The 14440-nt window shown below is 67.2% G+C and carries 18 protein-coding genes; 9 read left to right on the forward strand and 9 right to left on the reverse strand.

Annotated elements, in window-relative coordinates:
- Together KIT86_RS12745 and KIT86_RS12750 are read right to left on the reverse strand one after the other, a co-directional pair.
- Positions 1 to 594, reverse strand: a 594-nt coding sequence (locus KIT86_RS12745; protein ID WP_297398884.1) for a putative sulfate/molybdate transporter, incomplete at its 3' end; no start/stop codon positions are given.
- A complete protein-coding gene (locus KIT86_RS12750; protein WP_297398886.1) occupies positions 591 to 1349 on the reverse strand; it encodes an IclR family transcriptional regulator in 759 nt (252 codons plus the stop codon). The genes KIT86_RS12745 and KIT86_RS12750, both read right to left, overlap by 4 nt.
- Before the next feature lie 105 nt (positions 1350 to 1454).
- Here KIT86_RS12750 and KIT86_RS12755 point away from each other — a divergent pair, with 105 nt between their 5' ends.
- The 3 genes from KIT86_RS12755 to KIT86_RS12765 are packed head-to-tail and all read left to right on the forward strand — an operon-like array spanning position 1455 to position 4074.
- The gene (locus KIT86_RS12755; RefSeq protein WP_297398889.1) at positions 1455 to 2426 is read left to right on the forward strand and encodes a tripartite tricarboxylate transporter substrate binding protein; all 972 of its coding nucleotides are present in this window, start codon (positions 1455 to 1457) and stop codon (positions 2424 to 2426) included.
- A gap of 23 nt (positions 2427 to 2449) precedes the next feature.
- On the forward strand, positions 2450 to 3133 hold the full coding sequence (locus KIT86_RS12760; RefSeq protein WP_297398891.1) for an RraA family protein: 684 nt from the start codon (positions 2450 to 2452) through the stop codon (positions 3131 to 3133).
- Positions 3130 to 4074, forward strand: coding sequence for an NAD(P)-dependent oxidoreductase (locus KIT86_RS12765; RefSeq protein ID WP_297398893.1), 945 nt, complete (start codon positions 3130 to 3132; stop codon positions 4072 to 4074). The genes KIT86_RS12760 and KIT86_RS12765 overlap by 4 nt, the downstream gene beginning before the upstream one ends.
- A 12-nt stretch (positions 4075 to 4086) precedes the next feature.
- Here KIT86_RS12765 and KIT86_RS12770 read toward each other — a convergent pair whose 3' ends face one another.
- Both KIT86_RS12770 and KIT86_RS12775 read right to left on the reverse strand, forming a co-directional pair.
- Entirely contained in the window at positions 4087 to 4257 is a 171-nt protein-coding gene (locus KIT86_RS12770) for a hypothetical protein (RefSeq protein WP_297398896.1), read from the reverse strand.
- A gap of 109 nt (positions 4258 to 4366) precedes the next feature.
- Positions 4367 to 4732: a hypothetical protein gene (locus KIT86_RS12775; RefSeq protein ID WP_297398898.1), complete on the reverse strand. Its 366-nt coding sequence runs from the start codon at positions 4730 to 4732 to the stop codon at positions 4367 to 4369.
- Between the two features lie 47 nt (positions 4733 to 4779).
- Here KIT86_RS12775 and KIT86_RS12780 point away from each other — a divergent pair, with 47 nt between their 5' ends.
- From KIT86_RS12780 to KIT86_RS12805, 6 genes are all read left to right on the forward strand, one after another.
- Positions 4780 to 5133: a hypothetical protein gene (locus tag KIT86_RS12780; RefSeq protein WP_297398900.1), complete on the forward strand. Its 354-nt coding sequence runs from the start codon at positions 4780 to 4782 to the stop codon at positions 5131 to 5133.
- Between the two features lie 108 nt (positions 5134 to 5241).
- Positions 5242 to 6561, forward strand: coding sequence for a hemolysin family protein (locus KIT86_RS12785; protein ID WP_297398902.1), 1320 nt, complete (start codon positions 5242 to 5244; stop codon positions 6559 to 6561).
- A 128-nt stretch (positions 6562 to 6689) separates the two neighbouring features.
- Positions 6690 to 7235, forward strand: coding sequence for a GNAT family N-acetyltransferase (locus KIT86_RS12790; RefSeq protein WP_297398904.1), 546 nt, complete (start codon positions 6690 to 6692; stop codon positions 7233 to 7235).
- Positions 7236 to 7339: 104 nt separating this feature from the next.
- Positions 7340 to 7840, forward strand: coding sequence for a GNAT family N-acetyltransferase (locus tag KIT86_RS12795; protein WP_297398906.1), 501 nt, complete (start codon positions 7340 to 7342; stop codon positions 7838 to 7840).
- Between the two features lie 505 nt (positions 7841 to 8345).
- On the forward strand, positions 8346 to 8795 hold the full coding sequence (locus KIT86_RS12800) for a carboxymuconolactone decarboxylase family protein (protein WP_297398908.1): 450 nt from the start codon (positions 8346 to 8348) through the stop codon (positions 8793 to 8795).
- Positions 8796 to 8857: 62 nt separating this feature from the next.
- Positions 8858 to 9562 carry an SOS response-associated peptidase gene (locus tag KIT86_RS12805; RefSeq protein WP_297398910.1) on the forward strand — a complete coding sequence of 235 codons (705 nt, stop codon included), beginning with the start codon at positions 8858 to 8860 and terminating at the stop codon, positions 9560 to 9562.
- A gap of 149 nt (positions 9563 to 9711) precedes the next feature.
- On the opposite strand, the gene KIT86_RS12810 is transcribed toward KIT86_RS12805, so the two are convergent.
- The 5 genes from KIT86_RS12810 to KIT86_RS12830 form a co-directional block, all read right to left on the reverse strand.
- Entirely contained in the window at positions 9712 to 10512 is an 801-nt protein-coding gene (locus KIT86_RS12810; RefSeq protein WP_297398912.1) for an amino acid ABC transporter permease, read from the reverse strand.
- Entirely contained in the window at positions 10509 to 11171 is a 663-nt protein-coding gene (locus KIT86_RS12815; RefSeq protein ID WP_297398914.1) for an ABC transporter permease subunit, read from the reverse strand. The genes KIT86_RS12810 and KIT86_RS12815 overlap by 4 nt, the downstream gene beginning before the upstream one ends.
- Before the next feature lie 3 nt (positions 11172 to 11174).
- Complete coding sequence (locus KIT86_RS12820) at positions 11175 to 12077, reverse strand: glutamate ABC transporter substrate-binding protein (protein ID WP_297398916.1); 903 nt, start codon at positions 12075 to 12077, stop codon at positions 11175 to 11177.
- Between the two features lie 74 nt (positions 12078 to 12151).
- A complete protein-coding gene (locus tag KIT86_RS12825) occupies positions 12152 to 13090 on the reverse strand; it encodes a CysB family HTH-type transcriptional regulator (RefSeq protein WP_297398918.1) in 939 nt (312 codons plus the stop codon).
- Between the two features lie 79 nt (positions 13091 to 13169).
- A complete protein-coding gene (locus KIT86_RS12830) occupies positions 13170 to 14438 on the reverse strand; it encodes an NAD(P)/FAD-dependent oxidoreductase (RefSeq protein WP_297398964.1) in 1269 nt (422 codons plus the stop codon).
- Between the last annotated feature and the right edge of the window lie 2 nt (positions 14439 to 14440).

Below are 14440 nucleotides of genomic sequence, written 5' to 3' on the forward strand. Positions count from 1 at the left end.
GGTGAGTTGCACGTTCGCATTCGCCAGCGCCGGGCCCAGGGCCGGGTTCTGGTACAGGCCCACCACCGCGCCCAGGGCGAGCAGCACGAACATCGCAGGCACCGCCCGGGTGCACATCAGCGCCAGGGTGACGGCGCCCGCAACCGCCGCCAGCGCCCAGGCCGTCTGCATCATCCGCACCCCTTCGAGCATGAAGCCCAGGCCCAGCCCGAGCACGATGCCCGCCACCACGGTGGGCGGCACCAGGCGCGCGAGGTAGCGGGCCGCGCCAGTGAGCCCGAGCACGAGCCAGACCACGCCCGTCACCAGCGCCGCGGCCACCACGGCACCGGGCGTGATCACCGCGGTCTGCGCTGCCTGCGCCACCGCCACCGCGCCGATGGCCTTCATGGGCTGCACCGGGAACGGCGTGCGGTAGTGCAGGCCGCAGACCAGCATTGCCACGCCGAAGGCGAAGAGCACGCCCGTCGGGTCCATCTTGAGCACGCCGATGTAGGCCGCCAGAAACGGAATGAGGGTGCCCAGGTCGCCAAAGGCGCCGGCCCACTCCATGCGGTCGAATCGGTTGTTCGTGGCAACTTCGGTGTGCGTCATGGGTGCCAGTTTGACACCACCGGCGGCGTGTTCGCGGAGCGGCCGCCCGCCAACGCGTACGACAGCTCGTTGGCCGCGCGGATCACATGCTTGGCGTACTTCTCCAGCCTGGGCTTGGTGAGCCGCGAACCCGGCCCCGAGATGCACATGGAACCCAGCAGCCGCCAGTTCAGCCCGAACACCGGCGCCGACACGCTCGACACCTCCGGCTCGCGCTCGCCCAGCGAGAGGTGGTAGCCGCGCTTGCGGATCTCTTCGTAAGGCTCTCCCCGCTGCCCGCTGAAGGCGAGGATCACGCGGCCCGGCGAACCCTTGTCCAGCGGCAGGCGCTCGCCGATGCGCACATGGTGGCGCACCGCCTGCGCGCCTTCCACGCGGGCGATGCAGGCGCGGATGTTGCCCTCGCGCACGTAGAACGTCGCGCTCTCGCCGGTGAGCTGCACCAGCTCGCGCAGCACCGGCTCCACCGCGAAGTTCACATCGAAGCCGCGCTGGTAGCGCGCGCCCAGCCAGCCCGTGGCCGGCCCCAGGCGCCACTGGCCGTCCTCGGCTTGCACCATGTAGTTGGAAAGCGCCAGCGTGCGCGCCAGCCGAAGCGCCGTGGTCTTGTGCATGCCCGCGCGCCGGCTCATCTCGGCGAGCGACAGCGTGGCCTCGCCAGCCTGAAAAGTCTCCATCAGCGCGAGCGCCCGCGTGACCGCATTGACACCGCCGGCAGCCGGCTCATCATCGTCTTTGGAAGGATTGCGCACCATGCACCTCGTTGCGTACCGTGAAACGGCATTGTACTGAATGCAACTCCTCCCTACAGTCTGCTCCCACGGCCTGCGTGGTTGGCCGAATAACTGGAGACAAGCACCGTGATCATTTCCCGTCGCATCCTCGCTGGCCTCGCGCTCGCATCCGCCGTCGTGGCCACCGCCCATGCCCAGGCGTGGCCCAACAAGCCCGTGCGCCTGGTCGTGCCCTTTCCCGCCGGTGGCGGCACCGACCTGATCGGGCGCGAAGTCACGCAGAAGATCAGCGAGGCCACCAAGTGGTCCTTCATCATCGACAACAAGCCCGGCTCGGGCGGCAACATCGGCATCGACAACGTGGCCAAGTCGCCCGCCGATGGCTACAGCCTGGTGCTGGGCCAGACCAGCAACCTCGCCATCAACCCCAGCCTGTACAGCAAGCTGCCCTACGACCCGGTCAAGGACCTCACGCCCATCTCCATGGTGGCCAGCGCGCCGCTGGCCCTCGTGGTTTCGGCCACCTCGCCCTACCGCAGCTTCAACGACCTCGTCGCGGCGGCCAAGGCCAAGCCCGGCGCGCTCAACTTCGCCACCTCGGGCAACGGCACCGTGGCCCACCTGGCCATGGAGATGTTCCAGAAGGAAGCCGGCGTCAAGCTCATGCATGTGCCCTACAAGGGCGCGGCACAGGGCATCAACGACGTGATCAGCGAGCGCGTGGAGGTCTACGTCTCCTCCATCCCCACGCTCATCGGCCACATCAAGAACGGCAAGATGCGCGCCCTGGCCGTCACCTCGCTCAAGCGCGTGGACGACCTGCCGCAGACGCCCACCATCGCGGAGTCCGGCTACAAGGGCTTCGAGGCGGTCACCTGGTTCGGCATCCTCGGCCCGGCCAACCTGCCCAAAGACGTCACGGCCCGCCTCAACACCGAGATCAACAAGGCCCTGCAACTGCCCGCCCTGCAGAAACAGCTCAACGACCAGGGCGCCGACGTGGCCGGCAGCACGCCCGAAGCCTTTGCCAAGCTCATCAGCGAGGACATCGTGCGCTGGGGCAAGGTCGTCAAGGACTCTGGCGCCAAGCTCGACTGATTCATCTCCTCCAGGACCCCATCGTGACCACTCCCGACATCCTTCGCGACTTCGAGCGCGTTCCCCCGCACATCGTGCAGCAGGCCGGCGCCTACCAGGCGGCCATCCTGGCCGACGTGGCCGGCCGGCGCGGCGCCCTGCACGGCCGCATCACCGCCCTGCGCCCCAGCATGAAAGTGGTGGGCACCGCCTTCACCGTCGAGGTGCGCCCGGGCGACAACCTCATGATCCACGCCGCCATGTCGCTCGCCAGGCCGGGTGATGTGCTGGTCGTGGATGGCAAGGGCGACCAGACCGCCGCGCTCATGGGCACCATCATGATGACGGCCTGCCAGAAGCTCGGCATCGCCGGCGTGGTGATCGATGGCGCCGTGCGCGACTCGCTCGAACTGGAGGAGATGGGCTTCCCCGTGTTCAGCGTGGGCACCAACCCCAACGGGCCCACCAAACTCGTGCCCGGTCGCATTGGCCATCCCATCTGCATCGGCGGCGTCACCGTGAACCCCGGCGACCTGGTGCTCGGCGATGCCGACGGCGTGGTCATCGTCGAGCGCCACAAGATCGAATCGCTGCTGCCCCTGGCCGAGAAGAAGGTGAAGGACGAAGCCGCCCGCATCGCCGCCATCCAGCAGGGCGACACCGCCGCCAAGTGGCTCGACGCCGCGCTGCGCGCCGCCGGCGTGCTCAAAGAGGGAGAGCGGCTGTGAGCACGGGCAAGCCCGCCATCCTCGTCACCGCCGCCGACCTCGCCCCGCAGGCGCTCACGCTGCTGACCGATTTCGACATCGTCTACGCCGGCAAGACGCCCAGCGAGCAGGACATCGTGGCGCTGTGCCGACAGCACGACCCCGTCGCCATCATCGTGCGCTACGGCAAGGTCAGCGCCGACGCGATCCACGCCGCGCCCTCGCTGCGCGTGATCTCCAAGCACGGCAGCGGCACCGACACCATCGACAAGGTGGCCGCCCAGGCCCGCCACGTGGAAGTGCGCGCCGCCGTGGGCGCCAATGCGGCCGCCGTGGCCGAGCAGGCCATGGCGCTGCTGCTGGCCTGCGCCAAGTCCGTGCCGGCACTCAACGCCCGCATGCACTCGGGCCACTGGGACAAGGCCACGCACAAGAGCGTGGAACTGGCCGGCCGCACCATCGGCCTCATCGGCCTGGGCGCCATCGGCCAGCGCTTTGCCCGCATGGCCAAGGCGCTGGACATGCGCGTCATCGGCTTCGACCCCTATGCGAGCAAGGTGCCAGGCGACATCGAGGTGGTGGACCTCGAGACGCTCTGGCGGGAGTCCGATGCCATCTCGCTGCACTGCCCGCTCACCGACGACAACCGCGGCCTGCTCAACCGCGACACGCTGGCGCGCTGCAAGCCTGGGGTCATCGTCGTCAACACCGCGCGCGGCGGCCTCATCGACGAGGCCGCGCTGCTGCAGGCCGTGCGCGCCGGCCACGTGGCCTCGGCCGGCCTGGACAGCTTCGCCATGGAACCCATGGTGAGCGACCATCCCTTCCGCGACGAAGACCGCATCATCCTCAGCCCGCACATTGGCGGCGTCACGGCCGACGCCTACGTCAAGATGGGCGTGGCCGCGAGCGAGAACCTGCTGGCGGTGCTGCGCGAGGCCGAAGTCCCCGCGGAGCGCTGAAACCCTTGCCGCTCAAGCCGGCGCCAGCAGCGCCACCACGCCGGCTGCCACACCGGCGAAGCCGCCCAGGACGAGCAACAGCCCGGCATCGCGCGCGTTGTCCGCCTTGCGCTCGTTCCAGGCCAGCCACAGCAAAAGAGCGGCGAAAGCGCCAATGGTCAAGGCGTAGTGATACGAAGTCATGAAGATGGGTCCGATAGAAGGCATGGGGACGGCACCGCGCAGCGGTGCGGCCAGGCATCGCTGAAGCGGTGTCGTCAGAGGAGGGGTGGCGCAGCGCGTGCGCCGGGCGTCACGCCTGGGCAGGCGGTGCGCGGGCCAGGTAGCCGTGGGGCGCGGGCTCAGGCCACCTCGGGCTGCGGCGCTCGGGGGCCAGGCCCCCGGGTGTGTCGAGCGTGGTGAACACCACACCCGCCAGCGGCAACGCGCCAGCCGTCCCCTTGGGCCCCATCTTCTTGAGCGCAGGGCGCAAGGCCGCCATCGCCGATTGACCCGCTGCCGTCATCACCGCCTGGCGCAGCGGCGTGCCTTCACCCTGCGTGTGGGCCTGGGCATGGGGTGCGTGCCCGTTCAGGCGCGCCGCCGGGTTCCCCAGGGCAACACCCAGGAGAACCAGCAAAGACAGCAGCGCGGCGGTGAGCGCACGGTTCATCGACATGGCGGCTGGATTGTAGGTGGCGGCCCCTCCGATAGAATCAACCAACAATGCGCCGCTGGCTGATCGCAATTTTTGCCATCCACTTCTTCCTGAATGTGGGCCTCTTCGCGATCGGGAAAATGGACACCCACGGTGCCGACCAGGCCGACAGCGCCGCCACCATCGCCCAGCTCGCCGGCAACGGCCACCCCGCGCAAAGCGACGGCCTCATGGGCGCGGCCCCCGACCACGCCCTCACCGACGCGCAGGCCGACCTGCCCGAAGTGCTTGCCGTGACCATCGCCCTGGCCAGCAGCGCGGCCGCCACGCTCCACCCCGCGCCGCCGCTCGCCGTCAAGCTCATCTTCCCCTGCATCGAAGGCCCCAGGCGCCCGCCCAGGCCAGACGCCGCCACAGCCTGACGCAGGCACGGGCCGCCGCGCGCTGCCCGTGGTTTTCCTCATCGCATCGCAGCCCCGCGAAGGCCCGGCCATCGCTGGCGCATCCCTTTCACATTCAAGAAAAACCTGATGGAAATCGTCTTACTGTTCGCGCTGATTCTGCTCAATGGCCTGTTCGCCATGTCGGAGTTGGCGCTGGTCTCCGCCCGCAAAGTGCGGCTGCAAAAACTCATCGACGAGGGCGACAAATCGGCCGCCGCCGCCGTCAAGCTCGGGGAAGACCCCACCCGATTCCTCTCCACCATCCAGATCGGCATCACCTCCATCGGCGTGCTCAACGGCATCGTTGGCGAGGCCGCGCTTGCCGGCCCGCTGGCGCAGTGGCTCGGCGCCATGGGCGTGCCCGCGCCCTACAGCCAGTACGCCGCCACCGGCCTCGTGGTGGTGCTCATCACCTACTTCTCCATCGTGGTGGGCGAACTCGTGCCCAAACGCATCGGGCAGTCGCACCCCGAAACCCTCGCCCGCCTCGTGGCCCGGCCCATCGACTGGCTCGCCATCGCCACCAAACCCTTCGTGTTGCTGCTCTCCGTCTCCACCCGCGCGCTGCTGCGCGTGCTTGGCGTGAAAGAGTCCACCGCCAGTGCCGTGACCGAAGAAGAGATCCACGCCATGCTCGCCGAAGGCACCACCGCTGGCGTGATCGAATCGCACGAACACACCATGGTGCGCAACGTCTTCCGGCTCGACGACCGGCAGATCGGCTCGCTCATGCTCCCCCGCAGCGATGTGGTGGTGCTCGACCTCGACCAGGGCTTCGACGTGAACATGGCCCGCGTCGAAACCTCCGACCACGCGCGGTTTCCAGTGGTGCGCGGCAACCTGAGCAACGTGGTGGGCGTGGTCAACGCCCGCCAGTGGCTCACCCAGGCCCTGCGCGGCGACTCGCGCGAACTCAGCAGCCAGCCCCTGCAAGAGCCGCTGTACGTGCCTGAAACCATCACCGGCATGGAACTGCTCGACAACTTCCGCCAGTCCGGCGTGCAGATGGCCTTCGTGATCGACGAATACGGCGAAGTGCAGGGCATCGTCACCCTGCAAGACCTCATCGAAGCGATCACCGGCGAGTTCAGCCCGCGCGACCCCGAGACCTCCTGGGCCGTGCAGCGCGAAGACGGCAGCTGGCTGCTCGACGGCCACATCCCCGTGCCCGAACTCAAAGACCGCCTGGGCCTCAACGCCGTGCCCGACGAAGAGCGCGGGCGCTACCATACCCTCAGCGGCCTGATGATGCTGCTCACCGGGCGCCTGCCCAAGGTGACCGACATGGTCACCTGGGAAGGCTGGCGGCTTGAAATCGTCGACATGGACGGCCGCTCCATCGACAAGGTGCTGGCCACCCGCCTGCCGCAAGACGCCGTCGATCCCGCCGTGGAGCTGCGGCCCTGAAGGCGCCTTGCGCTGCACCTGCGTGGAGGGGCGGCGGCCCGAACGGGTTGGCGTACCGAGAAGTCCTCGCGGAACCGGCGGATGCGGGAGATGTTCGCGATGCCTGAACTTTGAACTTGGTGGCTCGAATGAAAGAACTGCGCACAGCCCGGCTCTTGCTTCGTCAATGGAGGCCGGGCGACCTCGAAGCATTCGCCCAACTCAATGCTGACCCTGAGGTCATGCGCTACTTCCCTGCGCCGTTGAGCCGGGAGGCAAGCGATGACATGGCCGACCGGTGCAAGGCCTTGATTGCGCAACGGGGCTGGGGTTTCTGGGCCGCGGAAGAATTGGCCACAGGCGAGTTTGTCGGTTTTATCGGTTTGCACACGCCTGCAGCAGAACTACCGTTCTCCCCTTGTGTGGAGGTGGGATGGCGGCTCTTGAGGTCTCGCTGGGGAATGGGCCTGGCGACCGAAGGCGCGACAGCCTCGCTGAACTTCGCCTTCCAGACGCTGAATCTGGCTGAGGTGGTGTCATTCACATCGATACACAATCTCAAGTCGGCGGCAGTGATGCAACGACTCGGCATGAAGCGGGACGAGAGGACGTTCGCTCATCCATCCGTACCGCACGACCACTGGCTGAGTGAACATTCCGTGTACCGTTTGTCTGCCCCCCGGCAATCGGTGTGAATGATGTCCGCCTTTGGCCCGCCACTGCCGCAGCCGCCATGACGCACATCGGCCAGTGAGCAGATATTGGAAGCTTGTAACCCATGCCCCCCTGCCAGTCGTGTATGTCCATCCGACGCCTGACGCCAGACGACGCACCCGCTTTCCGCGAGTTGCGGTTGCGTGCGCTGCGTGAACATCCCCATGCGTTCACCTCCGACTGGGAAGAGGCGAGCGCACGGCCACCCGAAGAGTCGCGGCAACGCTTGGCGTCAGTGGGGGTGCCATTCTGGGGCGCGTTCGACGAAGGCGGTGTGCTGACAGGCATGGTCGGCCTTGAGTGCGCGTCGGGCGTCAAGCAGCGGCATAAGGGAAGGGTGGTCGCGATGTACGTCTCACGGGAAGCGGCAGGCCGTGGCACAGGGCGTGATCTGCTGCGCGCGCTGATGCTTCATGCGGCGGCCATCGGACTGACCGACTTGGTGCTCACCGTCACGGAAGGCAATGCATCCGCCCTCCGGCTCTATCGGGAGGCTGGCTTCACCGCTTTCGGCACCGAACCACGTGCCATCGTGGTGGACGGGAACCCGTACGCCAAAGTCCACATGCATTTCCGCGTGATCTGAAAGGCGTTTGTCTGCGTTAGAGATCGTTTCCGGGCCCGTTTCGGGCCCACAAGGACCATTCGCTTGTCCGCATCAAGCGCTCACCACGGCAACCTCCCCACCTTGGCAAATCACTGACTTGGGGGGCGTTCATGTCCGCCCAGACAGTCGCGCCAGTCTGATGTCCAGCAAGGCCTTCCAACGTGACGATCCTTTGGCGTCGCGGTGGTATCCCAGCCAGACATCCGTGCGAGGCGGGCATCGGGCAGGGTGCGTCTCAACCACACGGCATCGGGTAGATCACCGAACGCCTCGTTCATCGTCACGACAGCCATACCCTCGCCTTGGGGGCCAACCAGCGGCTTTCCGTCCGACACCGCTGCAGGCCGTCACAACGCTTGCTGCACACCGACGATCGCAGCCATTTCCTCCATCTCGTGTCACAGCGCCTTCTTGTCAAACGTCTTGTGAGCAGGAGGCCGGCTTCGGCCTCCGCCCATCATTTGATATGGAAGGACTCTGATCTATGAATCGCGCTGTATGGTTTCAAGCCTCTCCCGAAGGCGCCAAGGCTGTCGGAACGCTGCATCACTTCGTCACCAAAGACACGGGCCTGCCGAGCTTGCTGACTCATCTGGTCTTCTTGCGCGTTTCGCAGATCAACGGCTGTGCGCACTGCATCGACATTCACACACGTGATCTGCTTGCCGAAGGGATGTCGGTGGAAAAGTTGGTGCTCATTCCTGTCTGGCACGAGGCCGAGTACCTGTTCTCTGAGCAGGAGCGCGCTGCGCTGGCGTGGTGCGAGGAGGTGACGCTGGTGAGCGAGACTCACGCTTCGGATGAGGCCTACTCGGCCGCATTGGCCGCGTTTGGCGAGAAGGACTTGGTTGATCTGACACTCACGATTGCCGCCATGAATGCCATCAATCGCATGGGCATAAGCTTCCGCATGAAGCCCCGGGCCAAACCGTGAAACTGCGCAGCGAGCGGCGAAACCGTTCGCTGCAGGCATTGGTTGGGCCTACCATCCTCGCCATGAGTTCCCAATACGAATGCCTGCGCCCCGACCACCTGTACCGGGACATTTTTGACGTCGACGTGCCCAGCGGCATCACGGTGGGGCGCCAGGTCTGGCCCCGGCGCCCCGGCCTGTTCATCCGCAACCAACCGGCACCGCCTTCGGTCGAAGGCGCCGAACACCCGCACCCAGGCGCGGTCGAGCGCGAGCTCGTCGTGGGGCAGTTTGGCTTGGTCCCGCCATGGGTCAAATCCGCTTCCGATGCCAAACTGCGTTCGACCAAGCTGGTCAACGCACGGTCGGAGACCGCGAGCACGTCCAACAATTTTCGCGGCGCCTGGCTGGGTGCGCAGCGTTGCATCGTGCCCATGATGGCGTTTCAGGAAGACGACTTGCGCAGCGGCAAGGCCGTGCCCACGCGTGTCGCGCGGGTGGACGGCAAGCCCATGGGCGTGGCTGGCCTCTGGGAGCGCTGGAGCGGTGCGCAGGGCGAGGTGATCGTCAGTTTCTGCCTGCTCACGGTGAACGCCAACAGCCACGCGCTGATGCACCGTTACGGGCAACCGGGCAGCGAAAAGCGCATGTTGGCCATCTTGAACGAGGGTTCGTATGGCGCCTGGCTGAGCGCGGCCCAGCCGGAGAAAGCGCGCGAATTCATGCGGGCGTATCCGGCCGAGGGGCTCACGGCCAACCCCATCGAGAAGAAGCCTTCGGCCGCTTGATCAGCGCGGCCTGGCCGGTGCCGATGGGGCGAAGCTTTCCAGGCTCGGCCCTGCTGGGCGCCGTGAGGCGCTCCTTGCGCGACGGAGGGTTCTGGCGTGCGCGTGAAGAAGAGGAGGCGCTGGGCCTTGGCCGCTTCCCGCATGGGCGCTCAGTGCATCGGTCGGCCGAGCCGTTTGCTTGCCACGGAAATCGCGTAGTTCACCAGGCAGTAAAGCGCCGCCACCACAAGGTACACGGGCACCAGCGAGTGGTAGTTGGCGATGAGCACCTTGGCGTTCTGCATCAGCTCGCCGTAGGTGACGACGTAGCCGAAGGTGGTGTCCTTCACGACGATGACGAGTTGCGCCACGAGCGCCGGGACGATGTAGCGAAGCGCCTGCGGAAAGACAACGGAAAAGAAGACCTGGGCTTCGGTCAGTCCCAGGCTGCGTGCCGCGTCGGTCTGGCCGCGCGGCACGGCGAGCACGCCGGCGCGGTACACCTCGGCCACCACGGCAGCGGTGCTCAGGCCGATGGGCAGGGTGATCATCCAGTAGGTGCTGAGCTTCACCCCGGCCGAGGGCAGCACCAGGAAGCACACGTAGATGAGCAGCAGCGTTGGCGTGCCGCGCAGGAATTCAATGACCGCCACGCTCGGCCAGCGCACGAGGCGCGTGCGCGCCTGGCGGCCCAGCAGCAGCACGAGCCCCAGGCTCAGTGCGATGAGGGCGGCCATGGCGGCAGACGCGAGCGTGCCGAGCAGGCCTTTGGCGAGAAAGGCCCAGGTCGTCGGCCAGGCAAAGAAGCTCCAAAACCGGGCTTCGAGCTGCCCGGCGGTATGGAACTGGTACACCACGCCCGCCGCCAGCAGGAGCAGCAGCGCCGCCGAGACCGCGCTCATCAGGCGGGTGAGGGCTCGGGCCTGGGGGCTTGGCGCGCCAAAGAGGGTGTCTTCCAGCGGTCGGCTCATCGCAGTATCCGCACCTTCTTTTCCAGGGCGGCGCCGGCCCAGGCGATGAGCAGGCCGGTTGCCACGTACAGGGCGGCGGCCACGGCGAAGGCGGCCATGCCGGCGGCGGAGTCGTTGGCGATCTTGGAGACGAGCGTGGTGAGCTCGCGGCCCGGAAACGGCACCTGCGACGCCAGCGAGGTGGAGAGCATGAGCGCGATGAGCAGCGAGGTCATGGGTTGCACCACGGCGCGCAGGGCCTGCGGCAAGACCACGGCGGTGATGATGCGCGTCGGCCGCATGCCCAGGCTGAGCGCGGCCTCGGCCTGGCCGCCCGGCACGGTGTTGATGCCGGTGCGCAGGTAATCGGCCGTGAAGGCGGAGCAGACCAGCGTCAAGGTCAGGATCACGGCAGGCTCATAGTCGATCAGCACGTTGAGATCGGGCAGCGCGAAGACGATGAAGATGAGCAGCGCCACGCTGGGGATGTTGCGGAAGATCTCGACGTAGACGGTCAGCACGAAGCGCAGTGGCGGCAGTGGCAGGAGCCGGAGCACGGTCACGAGCATGCCCAGCAGGAAGCCGGGCACGAACGACAGGAGGGTGAGCTTCCATGTCAGAAAAAGGGCCTGCCCGAAGGCAGGCCCATAGTCGGCCAGGAGCCTGGAGACCTCGCCCATCGTTCAGGGAAGGGCGGGCGGCGTGGGGGCGGTGGTGCTGCCGGTGCGCTGGCCGATGGAGATGGTCCAGAGTTTGGTCCAGGTGCCGTCGGCTTGCACTTTTTTCAGGAAGGCGTTGACGAAGGCCACGCCATCGGAGCCTTTGGCGAGCCCGATGCCGTAGGGATCTTGCGCGCCGAAGGGCGCGCCGGCCAGCTTGGCGTCGCCGGTGCCCAGGCTCAGGGCGTTGAGCAGCAGGGTGTGGTCGGTCACGTAGGCGTCCACGCGCCCCTGGCGCAGGGCGTCAAGGGCTTCCTGGTGCGTCTGGAATTCCTGCACGACGGCCTTGGGCGCGTACTGCGCCAGGATGGCGGGCCCCGTGGAGCCGGCCTGCGTGGCGACCTTCTTGCCGGCCAGGTCGTTGTGCGACTGGATGGTCTTGTTGTTGGCCTTGACCAGCACCCCGGCCTGCGAGGTGTAGTAAGGGCCGGCGAACGAGATTTTTTCGGCGCGGGCGGGGGTGATGGAGTAGGTGGCGAGCACCAGGTCCACCTGGTCGTTGATGAGCACTTGCTCGCGCGTGGACGAGGTCACTTGCGTGAACTGGATCTTGGCCGCGTCGCCCAGGATGTAGCGGGTCAGGAGCTGGGCCAGCCCGGCGTCGAAGCCGCGCATCTTGCCGTCTTTCTCGTTGAGCAGCGAGAAGAGGTTGGAGGTTTGCGTGCCGCCCAGGCGCAGCGTGCCGGCCTGTTTGATCTTGGTGGCCCAGGTGCTGGCGGCGATGGTCGAGGCGCTGGCGACGGGGCCCTGCGCCACGAGCGCGTCGAACGCTGCGGCGTCGATGGGTGTGCCCTGTGCGAAGAGCGACCCACCGGTGGCGATCGTCAGTGCCACCACGGTGGATTTCAGAAGGGATGGGATGCGCATGCGGTCCTCTCGAGTGCGGTGTTACGGCGATCAATATATAGCAGTTGGAGGCGCGGCTCGCGCGGTGTGCCCTCTTACACGGTCACGATCTCATCGTTCAGCGCCTCCTCCACGGTCTGCCGCGTGAGGCTGGGCGCGAAGTTCTCGATGAAGCTGTAGGCGTAGCCGCGCAGCCAGGTGCCGCGCCGCACGGCCAGGCGGGTGACGTTGATCTCAAAAAGGTGCCTCGCGTCCAGCGCGTGCAGGTGGTGGTCGCGGTCGGGGTCCACCGCGATGCTGGCGACGATGCCCACGCCCATGCCCAGCTCGACGTAGGTCTTGATGACGTCCGCGTCCATGGCGGTGATGACGACGTTGGGGCGCACGCCTTCCTTGTCGAAGGCGTCGTCGATGTGCGAACGGCCGGTGTAGCCCTGGTCGTAGGTGATGATGGGGTGCTGGGCCAGTTCGCGCAGCGACAGCGGGCTTTCCACCCGCAGCAGCGGATGGCCGTGCGGCACCACGATGCTGTGCGTCCAGCGGTAGCAAGGCAGTGTGAGGAGTTGCGGGTAGCTGGCCAGGGCTTCGGTGGCGATGCCGATGTCGGCTTCGCCGGCGATGAGCATCTCGGCCACCTGTTTGGGCGAGCCCTGGTGCAGGTTGAGCGTGACCTGCGGGAACAGCGCACGAAAGTCGCGCACGGCGTGAGGCAGGGCATAGCGGGCCTGCGAGTGCGTGGCCGCAATGGAGAGGCCTCCTTCGAGGCGCGAGACGAATTCCTTGCCGGCCGAGCGCAGGTTGTCGGCTTCCTGCAGCAGGCGTTCCACGATGGGCAGCAGCGTCTGCCCTGGCACGGTGAGGCCGGTGAGGCGCTTGCCCGCGCGGGCGAAGATGGTCACGCCCAGCTCGTCTTCGAGTTCGCGGATCTGGCGGCTCACGCCGGGTTGCGAGGTGTAGAGCATGGCGGCCACTTCGGTGAGGTTGAAGCCGTTGCGCGCTGTTTCTCGCACCGATCGGAGTTGCTGGAAGTTCATGGCCGGACCTTGTAGTCAGTCGGCCCGCCGCGAACGGGGCAGCCCCATCCAGGGGCGGCGCAAGACGCGGCGGGGTGCGTCATAGGAGCGCGTCGGCCCAGATGTTGCGGGCCCACGATCGGGCGTAGGTGCCTTCCAGGGCGTTGGACTGCGGTGACAGGCCGCCCGCGCCGTTGACGGCGACCAGGGTTTTCTGTTCGGCGTTCCATTTGTGGACCGAGGCCACGTGCACCACGTCGGTGTCGCTCACAAAGCTGTAGCAGGTGTTGGCGATGATGGGTTCGGGGTTCACCGGCCGGCCCTGGATGAGCGCGATCACCGCGTCGGCCGCGACCTTGGCGTGGTTGTTGGCCATGAAGCCGGACTTGGGCATGCCCGGGGCTGAGAGGGTGGCGTCGCCCAGCACGTGGATGCCGGGGGCCACGGCGGACTCGAAGGTCTGGAAGTTGACGCCACACCATTTGTTGTTGGCGTTGATGAGCCCGGCGGTCTGCGCGATGCGCCCGGCCTGCTGCGGCGGCACGACGTTGAGCACGCCCGCGCGCACGGTCTCGAACTGGAGTTCCACCGTGCGGCTGGCGGCGTCCACGCGCACGATCTCGCTGTTGGGCTTGTACTCGACGATGCCGGGGTAGAGCTCGTTCCAGGCCTTGAGGAAGAGGGCTTTTTTGGAGGTGATGTCGGGGTTGGCGTCGAGCACGAGCACCTTGCTGCGCGGCTTGTGTTGCTTGAAATAGAAGGCCACTTGCGCGGCGCGTTCGTAGGGGCCGGGCGGGCAGCGGTACGGTGCCTTGGGGATGTGCAGGGCGTACACGCCGCCGTCGGGCAGGGCTTGGAGCTGCTGGCGCAGGGCCACGGTCTGCGGGCCGGCTTTCCAGGCGTGCAGCACCTGGCTTTGCGCCTGGGCGCTTTGCAGGCCGGGCACCTGGTCGAACTGGAAGTCCACGCCCGGCGAGACGATGAGGCGGTCGTATTTCAGGGTGTCGCCGCGCGCCAGGCGCACTTCTTTGCGGGCGGCGTCGATGGCGGTGGCTTCGTCGCGCACCACGCGCACGCCGTGCCTGGTCTGCAGGGCGCCGTAGCCGGTGGTGAGGTTCTCGATCTTCTCGGTGCCGCCGAGCACGAGGTTGCTCAGCGGGCAGGAGACGAAGGCGGCTTCGCGTTCGACCAGCACCACCTCGATCTCGGGCGCCCACTGGCGGATGCACTTGGCGGCGGTGGCGCCGCCAAAGCCGCCGCCGATGACGACGACGCGGGCCTTGGGCGCGGATGAGACCGAGGCGCAGCCCGGCAGGGCCAGGGCGGCCGCGGTGCCGCCGGCGGCGGCAAGGAAGTGGCGGCGTTGCAGCA

Source organism: Hydrogenophaga sp. (assembly GCF_026125825.1).
In the GTDB taxonomy this organism is placed as follows: domain Bacteria; phylum Pseudomonadota; class Gammaproteobacteria; order Burkholderiales; family Burkholderiaceae_C; genus Hydrogenophaga.

What these genes read in the sequence shown, in the direction of transcription:
- KIT86_RS12815 (WP_297398914.1), bottom strand. Translation starts at nt 11,171, where the DNA reads ATGGGCGAGGTCTCCAGGCTCCTGGCCGACTATGGGCCTGCCTTCGGG.
- KIT86_RS12750 (WP_297398886.1), bottom strand. Translation starts at nt 1,349, where the DNA reads ATGGTGCGCAATCCTTCCAAAGACGATGATGAGCCGGCTGCCGGCGGT.
- KIT86_RS12775 (WP_297398898.1), bottom strand. Translation starts at nt 4,732, where the DNA reads ATGTCGATGAACCGTGCGCTCACCGCCGCGCTGCTGTCTTTGCTGGTT.
- KIT86_RS12780 (WP_297398900.1), top strand. Translation starts at nt 4,780, where the DNA reads ATGCGCCGCTGGCTGATCGCAATTTTTGCCATCCACTTCTTCCTGAAT.
- KIT86_RS12805 (WP_297398910.1), top strand. Translation starts at nt 8,858, where the DNA reads ATGAGTTCCCAATACGAATGCCTGCGCCCCGACCACCTGTACCGGGAC.
- KIT86_RS12770 (WP_297398896.1), bottom strand. Translation starts at nt 4,257, where the DNA reads ATGACTTCGTATCACTACGCCTTGACCATTGGCGCTTTCGCCGCTCTT.
- KIT86_RS12795 (WP_297398906.1), top strand. Translation starts at nt 7,340, where the DNA reads ATGTCCATCCGACGCCTGACGCCAGACGACGCACCCGCTTTCCGCGAG.
- KIT86_RS12790 (WP_297398904.1), top strand. Translation starts at nt 6,690, where the DNA reads ATGAAAGAACTGCGCACAGCCCGGCTCTTGCTTCGTCAATGGAGGCCG.
- KIT86_RS12785 (WP_297398902.1), top strand. Translation starts at nt 5,242, where the DNA reads ATGGAAATCGTCTTACTGTTCGCGCTGATTCTGCTCAATGGCCTGTTC.
- KIT86_RS12825 (WP_297398918.1), bottom strand. Translation starts at nt 13,090, where the DNA reads ATGAACTTCCAGCAACTCCGATCGGTGCGAGAAACAGCGCGCAACGGC.
- KIT86_RS12800 (WP_297398908.1), top strand. Translation starts at nt 8,346, where the DNA reads ATGAATCGCGCTGTATGGTTTCAAGCCTCTCCCGAAGGCGCCAAGGCT.
- KIT86_RS12820 (WP_297398916.1), bottom strand. Translation starts at nt 12,077, where the DNA reads ATGCGCATCCCATCCCTTCTGAAATCCACCGTGGTGGCACTGACGATC.
- KIT86_RS12810 (WP_297398912.1), bottom strand. Translation starts at nt 10,512, where the DNA reads ATGAGCCGACCGCTGGAAGACACCCTCTTTGGCGCGCCAAGCCCCCAG.